Annotated in this window: 14 protein-coding genes; 6 read left to right on the top strand and 8 right to left on the bottom strand. The window is 75.6% G+C overall.

The window, feature by feature from the left end:
- The first annotated feature begins 114 nt into the window (after positions 1-114).
- Positions 115-894 carry a class I SAM-dependent methyltransferase gene (locus ACI769_RS07855; protein WP_043656645.1) on the top strand — a complete coding sequence of 260 codons (780 nt, stop codon included), beginning with the start codon at positions 115-117 and terminating at the stop codon, positions 892-894.
- Positions 891-1,538 (top strand): hypothetical protein, encoded by a 648-nt coding sequence (locus ACI769_RS07850; protein WP_043656671.1) that lies wholly within the window; start codon positions 891-893, stop codon positions 1,536-1,538. The genes ACI769_RS07855 and ACI769_RS07850 overlap by 4 nt, the downstream gene beginning before the upstream one ends.
- Before the next feature lie 9 nt (positions 1,539-1,547).
- Here ACI769_RS07850 and ACI769_RS07845 read toward each other — a convergent pair whose 3' ends face one another.
- Positions 1,548-2,471 carry a LysR family transcriptional regulator gene (locus ACI769_RS07845; protein WP_085387639.1) on the bottom strand — a complete coding sequence of 308 codons (924 nt, stop codon included), beginning with the start codon at positions 2,469-2,471 and terminating at the stop codon, positions 1,548-1,550.
- Between the two features lie 69 nt (positions 2,472-2,540).
- On the opposite strand from ACI769_RS07845, the gene ACI769_RS07840 reads away from it, so the two are divergent.
- Positions 2,541-3,809: a YeiH family protein gene (locus ACI769_RS07840; RefSeq protein ID WP_085387638.1), complete on the top strand. Its 1,269-nt coding sequence runs from the start codon at positions 2,541-2,543 to the stop codon at positions 3,807-3,809.
- A gap of 226 nt (positions 3,810-4,035) precedes the next feature.
- On the opposite strand, the gene ACI769_RS07835 is transcribed toward ACI769_RS07840, so the two are convergent.
- From ACI769_RS07835 to ACI769_RS07815, 5 genes are all read right to left on the bottom strand, one after another.
- The gene (locus ACI769_RS07835; protein WP_085387637.1) at positions 4,036-4,824 is read right to left on the bottom strand and encodes an HAD family hydrolase; all 789 of its coding nucleotides are present in this window, start codon (positions 4,822-4,824) and stop codon (positions 4,036-4,038) included.
- Positions 4,821-6,323 (bottom strand): glutamate--tRNA ligase, encoded by a 1,503-nt coding sequence (gltX, locus tag ACI769_RS07830; RefSeq protein ID WP_170982164.1) that lies wholly within the window; start codon positions 6,321-6,323, stop codon positions 4,821-4,823. The genes ACI769_RS07835 and gltX overlap by 4 nt, the downstream gene beginning before the upstream one ends.
- A 66-nt stretch (positions 6,324-6,389) precedes the next feature.
- Positions 6,390-6,656 carry a hypothetical protein gene (locus tag ACI769_RS07825; RefSeq protein ID WP_186325277.1) on the bottom strand — a complete coding sequence of 89 codons (267 nt, stop codon included), beginning with the start codon at positions 6,654-6,656 and terminating at the stop codon, positions 6,390-6,392.
- Positions 6,657-6,658: 2 nt separating this feature from the next.
- Positions 6,659-7,441: a fumarylacetoacetate hydrolase family protein gene (locus ACI769_RS07820; protein ID WP_034654511.1), complete on the bottom strand. Its 783-nt coding sequence runs from the start codon at positions 7,439-7,441 to the stop codon at positions 6,659-6,661.
- Positions 7,442-7,472: 31 nt separating this feature from the next.
- Positions 7,473-8,363 carry a methyltransferase domain-containing protein gene (locus ACI769_RS07815; RefSeq protein WP_043656661.1) on the bottom strand — a complete coding sequence of 297 codons (891 nt, stop codon included), beginning with the start codon at positions 8,361-8,363 and terminating at the stop codon, positions 7,473-7,475.
- 128 nt (positions 8,364-8,491) lie between these two features.
- Between ACI769_RS07815 and ACI769_RS07810 the strand changes: the two genes are divergently transcribed.
- From ACI769_RS07810 to ACI769_RS07800, 3 genes are all read left to right on the top strand, one after another.
- Positions 8,492-9,712, top strand: a complete 1,221-nt coding sequence (locus ACI769_RS07810; protein WP_051028303.1) for a heparan-alpha-glucosaminide N-acetyltransferase domain-containing protein — start codon at positions 8,492-8,494, stop codon at positions 9,710-9,712.
- A 10-nt stretch (positions 9,713-9,722) separates the two neighbouring features.
- On the top strand, positions 9,723-10,730 hold the full coding sequence (locus ACI769_RS07805) for an aldo/keto reductase (protein WP_051028304.1): 1,008 nt from the start codon (positions 9,723-9,725) through the stop codon (positions 10,728-10,730).
- Between the two features lie 65 nt (positions 10,731-10,795).
- A complete protein-coding gene (locus tag ACI769_RS07800; RefSeq protein WP_043656664.1) occupies positions 10,796-11,176 on the top strand; it encodes an MmcQ/YjbR family DNA-binding protein in 381 nt (126 codons plus the stop codon).
- Positions 11,177-11,200: 24 nt separating this feature from the next.
- Here the strand turns inward: ACI769_RS07800 and ACI769_RS07795 are convergent, their stop codons facing one another.
- Positions 11,201-12,139: a hypothetical protein gene (locus tag ACI769_RS07795; protein ID WP_409141447.1), complete on the bottom strand. Its 939-nt coding sequence runs from the start codon at positions 12,137-12,139 to the stop codon at positions 11,201-11,203.
- 28 nt (positions 12,140-12,167) lie between these two features.
- Positions 12,168-13,229: a DUF4190 domain-containing protein gene (locus ACI769_RS07790; RefSeq protein ID WP_409141446.1), complete on the bottom strand. Its 1,062-nt coding sequence runs from the start codon at positions 13,227-13,229 to the stop codon at positions 12,168-12,170.
- Between the last annotated feature and the right edge of the window lie 792 nt (positions 13,230-14,021).

Below are 14,021 nucleotides of genomic sequence, written 5' to 3'. Positions count from 1 at the left end.
GAACATTACCGGACATGCCGACGCGGACCAAATGCGCTCCGCGCGCCCGAGCGGCCCGGCGACGCGCGCGTCCTGCGGTCGACGGGCACGGCCGCCGTCTGGCACCGTCGGGGCATGAGCCCTGGAGACTCCCTCGACCCCGGTTCGCGCGCCGACCGGGCCGCGTCGTTCGAGCACGGTGCCGCGCAGTACGCCTCCACCCGGCCGTCCTACCCGGACGCGGCCGTCGACTGGCTCGTGCCCGACGGCGCGCACCGCGTCCTGGACCTCGCCGCCGGCACCGGGAAGCTCACGGAGCGGCTCGTCGCGCGCGGCCTCGAGGTCGTCGCCGTGGAGCCGTCGGACGCGATGCGGGGCCGTCTCGCGGAGACCGTCCCCGAGGCCGAGGCGCTCCCCGGATCGGCGGAGGCCGTCCCGCTGCCGGACGCGAGCGTCGACGCCGTGCTGGTCGCCCAGGCGTGGCACTGGTTCTCCCCCGCGGCCCAGCCGGAGATCGCGCGCGTGCTGCGGCCCGGCGGCCGGCTCGGCATCGTGTGGAACGTCCGGGACAGCTCGGTGGACTGGGTGGGCCGGTTCACCGAGATCATCCACCGGGGTGACACGCTCGAGCACAGCTACCGGGAGCCCGCGCTCTCCGAGCGCCTCTTCACGACGCCCGAGCACCGCACGGTGCCGTGGGCCGACCGGGTCACCACGTCCTCGCTGCGCCCGCTCGCCGCGTCGCGCAGCTACCTCCTGACCCTCCCGCCGGCGCGGCGCGAGGAGCTGCTGGACGAGATCGACCGGCTCGTCGCGACCCACCCCGACCTCGCCGGCCGCACCGAGGTGGATCTCCCCTACCTCGCCCAGTGCTGGCGCGCGGACGTGCGCCCCGACGCACCGGGCGCAGCATGAGCGGCACGGGCGCACGCGGCACGATCACGGGCGACGACGTCCGGGTGGCCGTCCGATGGCTCGCCGACCGCCTCGTGGACCAGCCCGTGTCGGCGTTCGACGCGCAGGCCGGTCCGGTCCGCTGGTCGTGCTGGACGACGACGGAGCACGTCGTGGACGACCTCCTCGCCTACGCGCTCCAGCTCGCGGCGCTCCCCGCGCTCGCGTACGTGCCGCTCGTCGGGCCCAAGGGCGAGGGCGAGATCGCGCACGTCGACCGCGCGGCCGGGACGGCGGGGCTCGTCGAGGCGCTCGTCGGCGGCGGGGAGCTGCTCGCGACGCTCGCCGAGACGCGGCCCGCGGGCGCGCGCGCCTTCCACCCGTACGGGGTCTCGGACGCCGACGGCTTCGCGGCGATGGGGGTCGTCGAGGTCCTCGTGCACGGCCACGACGTCCTGCTCGGGCTCACGGACGCACCCACCCCGTTCCCCCCGGGTCTGGCGGCCCGGGCGCTGACGCGCCTGTTTCCCGACGTCGAGACGGGTCCGGACGAGGGCCCCGACGCTGTGCTCCTCTGGGCGACCGGCCGGGACGAGCTCCCGGGTCGGCCCCGGCGCACGCGCTGGCGCTGGGACGCGAGCGTGCGCGCGGACACGCCGGGCTGAGCCGGCCCGTCAGCCCGACGCCGCGGCCGCAGCCGCCGCGATGCGGCGCGCGGCCGAGGAGAGCGCCGTGCCGTCCTTCCAGACCATCCGCAGCCGGCGGTCCAGCTCGAGCCCCGGCACCGCGACCCGCACGAGAGCGCCCCGCGCGACGTCGTCGGCGACGGCGAGGCTCGACAGCACGGCGACCCCCCCGCCGTGCTGCACGGCCGTCTTCAGCGCCGCGGTGGAGCCGAGGTAGGGCAGGTGGTCCGGCAGGCGCTCGCCGAGCGCCGCGAGGCCGCGCTCGAGCGTCTCGCGCGTGCCCGAGCCGCGCTCGCGCACGACGAGCCCCCCGGACAGCAGCTCGTCGACGCGCACGGCGCTGCGGCGCGCCCAGGGATGTGCGGGGCCGACGACCACGACGAGCCGGTCGTGCGCGACGGTGCGGCTGCGCAGCCCGCGCCGCAGCGTCGCGCTCTCGACGAACCCGAGCTCCACGCCGCCGTCGAGCACGAGGTCGGTCACCTCGCGGGAGTTGCGGACGACGAGCTCGACGTCGGGAGCCCCGCCGCCCGGCGCCCCCTCGAGCGCGAGCCGCGCGAGCCAGCGCGGCGCCAGGTACTCCGCGACCGTGAGGCTGGCCGCGACGCGCACCCGGGCCGCCGGGGCGTCGCGCAGCGCCGCGACGGAGGTCTCGAAGCGGTCGGAGGCCTCGATCACCTCGCGCGCCCACGCCGCCGTCGCGCGGCCGGTCTCGGTGAGCCGGGACCCGCGCGTCGTGCGCTCGAGGAGGTCGAGGCCGAGGCGGCGCTCCAGCGCGCGCAGGCCTGCCGACGCCGTGGGCTGGGCGACGCCGAGCGCGCGGGCCGCCGCGCTGATCGACCCGTGCGAGTCGGTCGCGACGAGCAGCTCGAGCGCGGAGAGGGACGTCCTGTCGCGGGCGGTCGGGGCCATAGGTCCACTCTATGCCTCGCGAGGGAAGTCGCTCTTCTGCCGCCGCACCGGCCGCAGCACGCTGGAAGCATGAACCACCCTGCACCCCCCTCGACGCGCGCGGGGGCCCTCGCGACCCGAGGCGTCCCGGCGGTCACGGCCGCTCCCCCGGCGCCCGCCTCTGACCGGCGCCCCGACGCACCGCGCGGGCCGCGCGCGCTCGTCCCCGGGCTCGTCCTCGTCGGCGCGGCGACGCTCCTCGTGCTCGCGGGCGCGCGCCTGGTCCCGACGGTGTCCCCGCTCGTCGTCGCGCTCGTCCTGGGCGCGCTCGTCGCCCCGGCGCTCGGCCGGCTCGCGACGACCCGGCGGGGCGGGGCGACGGTCGCCGCGACGCGTCCCGGCGTCGCGTGGACGTCGCGCGTCGTGCTTCGGGTGGGCGTCGTGCTGCTCGGCTTCCAGCTCTCCCTCCCGGAGGTGCTGGGGCTGGGCTGGCGCGGGCTCGTCGTCGTCACGACGACGCTCGCCGTCACCTTCGCGGGGACGCTCGCGCTCGGCCGCGTGCTGCGCGTGCCGCGCGTGACGACGCTGCTCGTCGCGACCGGCTTCTCCGTGTGCGGGGCCGCCGCGATCTCCGCGATGCAGGGCGTCGTGGACCGGCCGGGTCGCACGCCCGACGAGGTGCGCGAGGACGACGACGGCGTCGCCACCGCGCTCGCGCTCGTCACCGTCTACGGCACCCTCGCGATCGTCGTGCTGCCCTGGCTCGCAGGACTGCTCGGGCTCACCGACGACCGGGCCGGGCTCTGGATCGGCGCGAGCGTCCAGGAGGTCGCGCAGGTCGTCACCGCGGCCGGGACGATCTCCGCGCCGGCGCTCGCCACGGCGACGGTCGCGAAGCTCGCGCGCGTGGCCCTCCTCGCGCCGCTCGTCGCCGTCGCCGGGGTCGTCGTGGCCCGCGGAGCCCGACGCGCGGCGCCGGCGCTCGCGACCACGAGCGCGCTCGGGGCGCCGGGCGCCGCGCCGTCGACCGGTGCGGAGGTCGGCGAGTCCCGCGGCGTGGGCACGGGTGCGGGGGCCGCTGCGGGGGCCGGGAAGCGACGCGTCGCCCCGGTGCCGTGGTTCGTCGTGGGGTTCGTGGCGGCGGTCGCGCTCCGCAGCCTCGGGGTGGTGCCCGCGCCGGTGCTCGCCGTCCTCGTCACGGCCTCGACGCTCGCGTTCGTCGCGGCGATGTTCGCCCTCGGGCTCGGCGTGGACGTGCCAACGCTCGTGCGCACCGGGCGGCGGTCGCTCGTGCTGGGCGCCCTCTCCGCGGTGCTCGTCACCGCGACGGCCCTCGTGGGCGTCCTGCTCCTCGCCTGACCGCCCCACGAGAAAGCGGCCCGGTCCCGCGAGGTAGAGGCATGGTGGGCCGAGGTAGAGGTCTGGTCATGACCAGACCTCTACCTCGCGGAACCAGGGCTCTACCTCGCGGGACCAGGGCTCTACCTCGCGGGACCAGGGCTCTACCTCGCGGGACCAGGGCTCTACCTCGCGGGACCGGGGCTCTACCTCGCGGAGCGGGGGCTGTGCCTCGCAGGGCCGGGGGTTACCTCGGCGCGGGGGTCTGCGCGGCCGCGACGCCGAGCGTCGCGGGGAGGTCGTCGAGGCCGTGGACGACGTGCACGCCCGACGCGCGGGCCGACGTCGGGTCCTCCGGGTGCGGGCCGCCGCGACGGGTGCCGGGGCGGTCGAGCCACACCCCGACGAGGCCCGCGGCGAGCGCGCCGCGCGCGTCGACGTCGAGCTCGTCGCCGACGTACGCGGTGCGGGCCGGGTCGGTGCCGAGACGACGGCACGCCTCCGCGAACACGCGCGGGTCGGGCTTGCCGAAGCCGAGCGTGTCCACCCCGACGAGCAGCGGCACGTCGGCCAGGCCCGCGGCCGCGAGCTTGCGGGTCTGGAGCTCGACGCGCGCGTTCGTCAGCGAGCCGACGCGCACCCCGGCCCCCGCGAGCGCGTCGACCACTCCGCGGGAGTCGGCGAACGCCGTCCACGACGCCTCGAACGTGCCCCAGAAGAGGTCCTTCCAGTCGACGTACGCCGCGTCGTCGAGCAGCTCGCCGCCGAACGCCGCCTGGAGCTCGTTGGCGCGCGCCATGCGCTGGGCGTCGAAGTCGACCTCGCCGCGCGTGTACGCGCGGTAGTGCCCGTTGGGGTCGGCGCGCCACAGCGCGAGGACGTCGTCGTAGCGCTCCTCGGGCAGGTGCGGCAACCACACGCGCGACGCGGCGGCGATGGCCTGCGCGAACGCGGCACGCGTGTGGACGAGCGTGTCGTCGACGTCGAACAAGACGCCCTCGAGCGGCGCGCCCGCCGAGGCCGCGGCGTCGGTCACAGCGCGTCCCGCAGGCGCACGAGGCGCTCCAGCGTCGAGCCCTTGCCGAGCAGCTCCATCGACTCGAACAGCGGCGGGGAGACGCGGCGGCCCGTGAGCGCGACGCGCAGCGGCGTGAACGCGAACCGCGGCTTGACGCCCATGCCCTCGACGATCGCGTCGCGCAGGCGCTCCTCGATGGCGGCGGTGACGAACTCGTCGTCCTGCAGCATGTCGAGCGCGGCGATCGCCGCGGCGAGGATGTCCTTCGCGTCGTCGCGCAGGGCGCCGCGCGCGTCGTCCTCGACCGTGAGCGCGTCGTCGGCCGTGAAGAGGAAGCCCAGCATCCCGACCGACTCGCCCAGCAGCACCATGCGCTCCTGGACGAGCGGCGCGGCCGCCGTGAGGATCTCCTGGTTGCGGGGCGACAGGTCGGCGAACGAGTCCGCCGGCACGAGCCCGCCCGCGTGCAGGTACGGGACGAGGCGGTCGCGGAAGTCCTCCGGCGCGAGCATCCGCACGTGCGTCGCGTTGATCGCCTCGGCCTTCTTGAGGTCGAAGCGCGCCGGGTTCGGCAGCACGTCGTGCACGTCGAACGCCTCGACCATCTCGGTGACCGTGAAGATGTCGTGGTCCGGCGAGATCGACCAGCCGAGCAGCGCGAGGTAGTTGAGCAGGCCCTCGGGCGTGAACCCGCGCTCGCGGTGCAGGAACAGGTTCGACTCGGGGTCGCGCTTGGACAGCTTCTTGTTGCCCTCCCCCATGACGTACGGGAGGTGGCCGAACTCCGGCATCACGTGCGCGACGCCGATCTCCAGCAGCGCCCGGTACAGCGCGATCTGGCGCGGCGTCGAGGACAGCAGGTCCTCGCCGCGCAGCACGTGCGTGATGCCCATGAGCGCGTCGTCCACCGGGTTCACGAGCGTGTAGAGCGGCTGCCCGTTCGCGCGCACGAGCGCGTAGTCCGGGACCGAGCCCGCCTTGAACGTGATCTCCCCGCGCACGACGTCGGTGAACGTGATGTCCTCGTCCGGCATCCGCAGGCGCAGCACCGGCTCGCGGCCCTCGGCGCGGAAGGCGGCCTTCTGCTCGTCCGTGAGGGTGCGGTCGAAGTTGTCGTAGCCCTTCGTCTTGAGCCCCGCGGCGGCGTTGCGCGCGTCGGACTCCTCCGGGGTCGAGAACGACTCGTACACGTACCCGCCCTCGACGAGCCGCGCGATGACGTCCTGGTAGATGTCCGCGCGCTGCGACTGCCGGTACGGCTCGTGCGGGCCGCCCACCTCGACGCCCTCGTCCCAGTCGAGCCCGAGCCAGCGCAGCGCGTCGAGGAGCTGCTGGTAGCTCTCCTCGCTGTCGCGCGCGGCGTCGGTGTCCTCGATGCGGAACACGAACGTGCCGCCCGTGTGCCGCGCGTAGGCCCAGTTGAACAGCGCGGTGCGGATGAGCCCGACGTGCGGCGTCCCGGTCGGGGACGGGCAGAAGCGGACGCGGACAGGCGAGGAACCAGGTGCGGGGATCACGGCTCCCAGCCTAGTTGCCCGACGCCGTCCGCCGCCCGGGCGTCCGGAGTCGGGCCCGTCCTCGTCTCAGTCCGGGACGGTCCCCGCCGCGCCTCCCGCGCGTCCGGCCCGCCACGACCGCGTCGCCGCGACCGCCGCGCCGAGGGCGGCGCCCGCGAGCGCGCACCCCGGGACCAGGATGATCGCCAGGACGACGGCGTACGCCAGCACCTCGCCCGGGGGCACGTTGCTCGAGGCGATCGCGAGGACCGCGAGCACGAGGACGACCACGCACGGGACGACGGCACCCCAGCCCGCCCACCGCGCGACGGCGCGGTCCGGACCGCGTCCCACGATCAGCCGCGCCGGACGACCGGGTTGCTCAGGACGCCCAGCCCCTCGACCTCGCACTCGACGCGGTCGCCGACGTCGATCAGCCCGACGCCCGCGGGGGTGCCGGTGAGGATGACGTCGCCGGGCAGCAGGGTCATCGCCTCGGAGACGTACGACACGAGGAACGGGATGTCGAAGATCATGTCGCTCGTGCGGCCGTCCTGCTTGACCTCACCGTTGACGCGGCTGCGGACGCCGACGTCCTCCGGGTTCAGGTCGGTGTCGATCCACGGCCCGAGGGGGCACGCGGAGTCGAAGCCCTTGGCGCGCGCCCACTGGCCGTCGGTGCGCTGCGCGTCGCGTGCGGTGACGTCGTTCGCGACCGTGTACCCGAGCACGTACGCCGGCGCGGCCTCGGGCGACACGTCCTTCGCGAGGCGACCGATGACGACCGCGAGCTCGGCCTCGTACGAGACCTCCTGCGAGAAGTCGGGCAGGACGATCGGGTCGTCCGGGCCCACGACCGACGTGTTCGGCTTGAGGAAGAGCAGCGGGCTCGTCGGGACGTCGTTGCCCATCTCCTTCGCGTGGTCCGCGTAGTTGCGGCCCACGGCGACCACCTTGGAGCGCGGGATCACCGGCGCGAGGAGCCGGACGCCGTCGCCCAGCTCGACGCGCTCGCCCGTCGGCGTGACGGGCATGTAGAGCGGGTCGCCCGTGAGGACCGCGAGGTAGGTGCGGTCCCCCTCCTGCTGGACGAGGGCGTAGCGGGGGTCGTCTCCGGTGGTGAATCTCGCGATGCGCACGGGCCCAGGCTATCCGGCCGTGCCCGGTCGATCACGCGCGGGCGAGGACCTCGCCGTTGAGGACGGCGAACCAGCCCGCGGGCTCCTCGGCCCAGCGCAGCCAGTCCTGCGCGAGCTGCTCGAGCGCGACGTCGTCCGCGAGTGCCGACTCCTTCGCCTGGACGGCGAAGTTCGACGCGACGCACCGCTCGGCCCACAGGCCGCCCCACCACGTGCGGTCGGCGGGGGTGGCGTAGCACCAGGTGCTCGCGCTGGGCTCGATCCCGTCGAGCGGGAACCCGGCGTCCTGCACCCAGGAGAAGAGGCGACGGCCGGCGTCGGCCTCGTACCCGTAGGCGTGGGTGACCTCGTGGTAGAGCGTGTTCCACTCGGTGAGCCCCGGTGACTCGGGGTACCAGGTCATGGCGGCGTAGTCGGCGTCGCGCACGGCGACGAGGCCGCCCGGCTTCGTGACGCGCCGCATCTCGCGCAGCGCGCCGATCGGGTCGGACAGGTGCTGCAGGAGCTGGTGCGCGTAGACGACGTCGAACGTGCCGTCGGCGAACGGCAGCTCGTAGGCGTTCGCGTGCTGGAACGAGATGTTCGCGGTGCCGCGCTGGGCGGCGAGCTCGCGCGCGCTGTCGAGGACGGCCTCGGACGCGTCGACGCCGACGACCCGCCCGTCGCCGACGCGGTCGGCGAGGTCGACGGTGACCGTGGCCGGGCCGCAGCCGACGTCGAGGAGGCTCATGCCGGGGCGCAGGTGCGGCAGGAGGAAGCCGGCCGAGTTCTCGGCCGTGCGCCAGCGGTGCGAGCGCAGCACGGACTCGTGGTGGCCGTGGGTGTACGACTCGGACTCCTGCGCGGGGTCGCTGCCTGCCCCGGTGGGGGCGTCGGCGTGGTGCTCGGCGGCCTCGTCGGCGCCGTGGGGGGTGTGCGTCATACCCGCACCGTAGGCCGCGGGTGCGGCGTTCTCGACCCCGTTCTCACACTCTGGGCGCCGGTCGCCGCGCGGCTCCTCCCCGGCGTGGCGGCGGGGTGGGAGCGCGCCCGCGCACGGACAATCCCCCCATGACGGCCGCGACCGGCACGACCTCCGCCCCCGGCGACCCCGCTCGCCCCTCAGCCGGCTTCGCGCGGCGCCACGCCGCGCTCCTGCTCGGCGGGCCGGGCCGCGTCACGGGGCTCGACGTCGCGCGCGGGGTCGCGGTCCTCGGGATGTTCGCGGCGCACGTGGGCTTCACGACGGACGACTTCGGCGAGGTCTCCGGCTGGCTCTCGCTGTCGCACGGCCGCTCGTCGGTCCTCTTCGCGCTCGTGGCCGGGGTGTCGCTCGCCCTCGTCTCGGGCGGACGCACCCCGCTCGACGGGCTGCCCGCGCTCCAGAACCGCACCCGGGTCCTCGTGCGCGCGGTGCTCCTGCTCGCCCTGGCCGGGCTGCTGGACCTGCTCGGCACGCGCGTGCTGCTCATCCTCGGCTTCTACGCCGCCTACTTCGTGCTCGCGCTGCCGTTCCTGCGCTGGCGGCGCCGGGACCTCCTGGTCCTCGCGGGCGTAGTAGCCGTCGTCGGCCCGGTGCTCGCCCTGTGGCTCCCGGAGGTGCTCGCGCGCGGCGGGCTCCACCTGCCCGACGACGGGTCGGGCGCGCTCACGGACTTCCTCGTCTCGGGGCACTACCCGGCGGTGGTGTGGATGGCGTACGTGCTCGTCGGGATCGCGATCGGGCGGTCCGACCTCGGCGCGAGGACGACGCGCGTCGCGCTGGTCGCTGGCGGGCTGCTGGCGGCCGGGCTCGGGTACGGCGTCTCGGCGGCGCTCACGGGTCCGCTCGGCGGGGCGCAGGCCGTGGAGGACGCGGCCGCGGTGTGGTCGAGCGCGTACCGGCCGGAGCCGCTCGGGTGGGAGGACCCGTGGCCGACGAGCGCGTACCTCTGGCTCGCGGGCCCGCACACGGACACGCTCCTCGAGGTCGTGGGGTCGGGCGGGTTCGCCGTCGCGGTGCTGGGGCTGTGCCTGTTCGCGGGCCGGGTCGGTCGCTGGGCGCTCGCCCCCGTCGCCGCGGTCGGCGCCATGGCGCTCACGGTCTACTCGGCCCAGATCGTCGTCCTGTGGGCGTGGGGCGACGCGGCGTACGAGCAGACGACGAACGGGCCGCTCCTCGCGCTCGTGCTCGCGACGCTCGTGGTCGCGACCCTGTGGCGCTGGGCGATCGGCCGCGGCCCGCTGGAACGGCTCGTCGCGTCCGTCGCGGCGCGCGCCTCCGCCGTCACGTCGTCGCGCGGGCCGACGTAGGGTCGGCCGCATGACCACCACGAGCGACGACACCGCACCCCGCCCCGCCCTGCGCCGCCTGGGCCGGTCCGGCCTGGCGGTGTCCGCCGTCGGGCTGGGGTGCAACAACTTCGGGCGCCCCGCGACGGCGACGGAGACCCTGGAGGGCACGCGCGCCGTCGTCGACGCCGCGCTCGACGCGGGCGTGACGTTCTTCGACACGGCCGACACGTACGGCGGCCGCCCGGGCCTGAGCGAGGAGCTGCTCGGCCAGGCGCTCGGGTCGCGGCGCGACGACGTCGTGGTGGCGACGAAGTTCGGCATGTCGATGCGCGGGGCCGCGGGGGCGGACTTCGACGCGCGCGGCTCGCGCCGCTACGTTGTGCGGGCGGTCGAGGACTCGCTGCGCCGCCTCGGCACCGACCGCATCGACCTCTACCAGTTCCACACCCCCGACCCGCGGACGCCGATCGACGAGACGCTCGCGGCGCTCGACGACCTCGTGCGCTCGGGCAAGGTCCTCTACGTGGGGCACTCGAACCGGGCGGGGTGGCAGATCGCGGAGGCCGAGTTCGTCGCGCGCGCGGCGGGCACCGTGCGGTTCGTGTCCGCGCAGAACCAGTACAACCTCGTCGACCGCGCGGCCGAGCTCGAGGTGCTGCCCGCCGCGGCGGCGTACGGGCTCGGCGTCCTGCCGTACTTCCCGCTCGCGAACGGCCTGCTCACCGGCAAGTACGCGCACGGCGCGCGGCCCGACGACGGCCGGCTCGTGCGCACCAAGCCGCACCTGCTCGAGTCCGCGCCCTGGGAGGCGCTCGCGCGGCTCGGCGCGTTCTGCCAGGTGCGCGGCATCACCGAGGTGCAGGTCGCGTTCGGGTGGTTGCTCTCCCGGCCCCAGGTGTCGAGCGTGATCGCGGGTGCGACGAAGCCCGAGCAGGTGCGGCAGAACGCCGCCGCCGGCGCGTGGCGGCCCACGGACGAGGACCTCGCCGAGCTCGACGAGATCTTCCCTCCGCTCGGGAAGGTCGCGCCCTTCTGACCCGCCGCGTCGGGCCGGGCGGCGGCCGTGTGGCCCGCCCACGACCGGGTGCCTACCGTGGAGGCATGGCCTCGTGGGAGGACGTCGGACGGGTCGTGGCGGTGCTGCCGGGTACGGGCCTCAAGGACGCGCGCCGGTGGACGGTGCACGGCAAGCTCTTCGTGTGGGAGCGCCCCCTGCGCCCGCGCGACCTCGACGAGCTGGGCGACGCGGCCCCGGCGGAGCCGCCCGTCGCGCTGCGCGTCGCGGACGAGGGCGAGAAGGCCGCGCTGATCCAGGACGACCCCGGCACGTTCTTCACGACGAGCCACTTCGACGGGTACCCGATCGTGCTCGCGCGGCTCGACCGGGTCCCTGTGCCGGAGCTCGAGGAGCTCGTGCAGGACGCGTGGCTCGCCCGCGCCCCGCACCGCCTCGCGCAGGAGTACCTGCGGCGCACGGAGTGACGCCTGCGCACGTCGGGAGAGGCGTCACCAGGAGAAGACGGCCACCGCGTAGTTCGCCCACGTCGGCTCCAGCGCCACCGTGACGTCCTCCGGGTCGTGGACGGCGTACACGAGATCCCACTCGCCGCTCGACCCCCGCGCCACGAGGTCGGGACGCTCGAGCAGGACGTCCGGCGCGTAGTCGTACACCCGGCGGGCCACGAGGCCGCCCGACACCGGCTGCACGTCGATGCTCCCGGGGTCGACGGCGCGGCCCGTGCCGTTCGTCAGGCGCACCCGGACGCGCACGGAGTCCGGCGGGTCGCCGTCCCGCACCGCCGCGTGCTCGCTCGGCGTGTACGCCTGCGGGGCCGAGACCGAGACGACGAGGCCGTCGGCGTACCGGACCGAGTCGCCGAACCAGACGCGGTCGGACACGGCCGTGATCTCCGGGCCGTCGTCGGACCCGCCGCCGAGCGGGTACCCGCGCAGCGAGCTCCCCACGCCGTAGCCGGGACCGGCCGCGGGCACGACGTCGACCGCGACCCAGGTCGTGACGACGACCGTCCCCGCGAGCAGCGCGACGAGCGCGCGCGTCGCCCCCGGCACGCCACGCGTGCCCCGACGCCAGGCGACGGCGCCGACCGTGAGCACGACGGCTCCGGCGACCGGGTAGAGCCAGCCCACGTGCGCCCAGCCCATGCGGACCGTCGTGGCCTCGGTGAGGAGGACGGCCCCGACGAGCAGGACGCCGAGGCACGCCGTGACGAGGACGCCCGTCCCCGGCCGCCGGACCCGGGCGGGCTGCGCGGCCGGCTCAGGGTCGCCGGGGGCCGGGCGTTCGCCGCCGTCCGCGGGCGGCGAGGTCTCCGCAGGGTCCGGCGTCGACGGCGCGGGCTCGCGCTCCCCCGCCGCGCCGGGTGCCGTGCCCCACGCGGGTGCGGGCGCCGCGTCGTCGGGCGGGGTCCTGTCGTTCGTGCTCACCGGTCCGTCCCTCGGTGCTCAGCGCCGGTCAGTACGCGCTCACGCGCGTGACCTCGAAGGTCGCCGTCCTCATCGCCTCGAGGTTCTCGGAGTCGATGAAGTCGAAGGTCTCGACCGTCGTCGACTCGCCCGGGGCGAGCTCGTCGGTGTAGGCGAAGTCGGACTCGACGACCGTGCCGTCGGCCGCGACGGCGTCGATGTCGAGGTCGAACGTCAGCGCCTCGTCGGAGGTGTTGGTCAGCGTGACCGGCAGCGCGGACTCCACCCAGCCGAACTCGTCGGCGGTGCCCTCGAACGTGCCGATCTCGACCTCGAGGTCGTTCGCGAGGATCTCGTCCGTCGACTCGCCGAGCGCGCGGTCGGAGTCCTCCTGGATCTCCGCCAGCGACTGCTCGTACTGCGACGAGGCCTCGTTCGCCGCGACGACGAAGAGGACCCACACGAGGATGGTCACGAGCACCGAGACCACACCGAGCACGATCGCCGCGATGGAGAAGCCCTTGCCCGACCGGCCCTGCTTCGCCTGCGACAGCCCGACGAAGCCGAGCACCACGCCGGCGATGCCCATGACCGCAGCGAAGATGTTGACGAACGGGATCCAGCTGCCGAGGAAGCCGAGGATCGCCAGCACGAAGCCGACGATCGCCATCGTGCCCGTCGACGGCGCCGGCGCCGTGTACGCGGCGTAGCCGTTCCCGTACGGGCTCCCGTAGGGCTGCTGCGCGGCGCCGTAGGGCTGCTGGGCAGGGTCGCCGTAGGGCTGGCCGTACGGCTGCTGCGCGCCGGCGTCGGGGTAGGGCTGCGCGTACCCCTGCGCCGGGGACCCGGCAGGCTGGCCGTAGCCCTGCTGCCCGTACGCGGCCTGAGGATCGGCACCGTAGGGCGGGTTGCCGGGGTCTCCGTAGGGCGCCTGCTCCCCGGGCGCGCCGTACGCGGCGTCGGGCGAGCCGTACGGCTGGGGCTGCGGCTCTCCCTGCGGCGCCCACGCGTCCTGCCCCTGTCCGTGCCCCTCCTGCGCCGGGTCGGAGCCCTGCGGCCGGTAGGGGTCGAACTGGTAGGGGTCCTGCGGTGCCGTGGGCGGCTGCGACATGGTGCTCCTCCGCGGCCTCGCCGCGAGATCGGTCGTTCGGGTCGGGGTGGCCGGCCGACGCGCGGTCGGCCGGCCGGACGCGCCGGGTCTTCACAGCACGTTCACGGCCATTCTTCCCGGTCGCGCCCACATCGGGAAAACCGCGCGGCGGGTGAAAGTCCGCCGCGCCGACGCCCCATAGCCAGGCCGCCGAGATCTCCTCCAGCTCCGACCGCGACGACGGTATGTCCCCCGCGAGCTCACGCAGCTCGCCCCCGACCCAGCCGCGGCCTCCGCGCCCAGACATACCGCCCCCGACCCGGAGCCGGCTCCCGGCCGCGAGCGCCGCGGGGGTGGCTCGACAGCCCCCGCACCCTCGAAGCGAGGGCCCCGACCGGGGCCCCACGACCCGAGAGGACGACCATGCCCGAGCACCACAGCCCCCGACGACGCGCCCGCCACCAAGGACGCCCCTGGTGGCACCGAGAAGCCGCGACCACCGCCCTACGCCTCGCCCTGATCGCCCTCGCCCACCACTGGCCCTGGTAGCCCACGCCCGTGACCCCACGCCCGACGTCGACGAGCACCCCCTCGACGACCAGCCCACCGAGATCCCCACACCCCCGAGCTCACGCAGCTCACGCAGCTCACGCCCGACGGTATGTCCCACCAGCTCCCCGTCGACGAGCAGCTCGAGCCCGACCAGCAGCTCGACGACCGCGGCCACCCCCCCTCCCCCCAGACATACCGCCCGGGCCCCGGCCCGACGAGCCCCCACCCCGACGGCCGCCCGCGAGCGCCCCACCAGCCGCG

This window comes from Cellulosimicrobium sp. RS (assembly GCF_046159675.1).
In the GTDB taxonomy this organism is placed as follows: domain Bacteria; phylum Actinomycetota; class Actinomycetes; order Actinomycetales; family Cellulomonadaceae; genus Cellulosimicrobium; species Cellulosimicrobium funkei.
Note: the sequence above shows the minus strand (reverse complement) of the source record. Positions and strands in the feature narration are given on the sequence as shown.

Coding starts and splice junctions, on each gene's coding strand:
- ACI769_RS07840 (WP_085387638.1), top strand. CDS start 2,541: ATGAACCACCCTGCACCCCCCTCGACGCGCGCGGGGGCCCTCGCGACC.
- ACI769_RS07815 (WP_043656661.1), bottom strand. CDS start 8,363: ATGACGCACACCCCCCACGGCGCCGACGAGGCCGCCGAGCACCACGCC.
- ACI769_RS07850 (WP_043656671.1), top strand. CDS start 891: ATGAGCGGCACGGGCGCACGCGGCACGATCACGGGCGACGACGTCCGG.
- ACI769_RS07805 (WP_051028304.1), top strand. CDS start 9,723: ATGACCACCACGAGCGACGACACCGCACCCCGCCCCGCCCTGCGCCGC.
- ACI769_RS07800 (WP_043656664.1), top strand. CDS start 10,796: ATGGCCTCGTGGGAGGACGTCGGACGGGTCGTGGCGGTGCTGCCGGGT.
- ACI769_RS07790 (WP_409141446.1), bottom strand. CDS start 13,229: ATGTCGCAGCCGCCCACGGCACCGCAGGACCCCTACCAGTTCGACCCC.
- ACI769_RS07845 (WP_085387639.1), bottom strand. CDS start 2,471: ATGGCCCCGACCGCCCGCGACAGGACGTCCCTCTCCGCGCTCGAGCTG.
- ACI769_RS07855 (WP_043656645.1), top strand. CDS start 115: ATGAGCCCTGGAGACTCCCTCGACCCCGGTTCGCGCGCCGACCGGGCC.
- ACI769_RS07810 (WP_051028303.1), top strand. CDS start 8,492: ATGACGGCCGCGACCGGCACGACCTCCGCCCCCGGCGACCCCGCTCGC.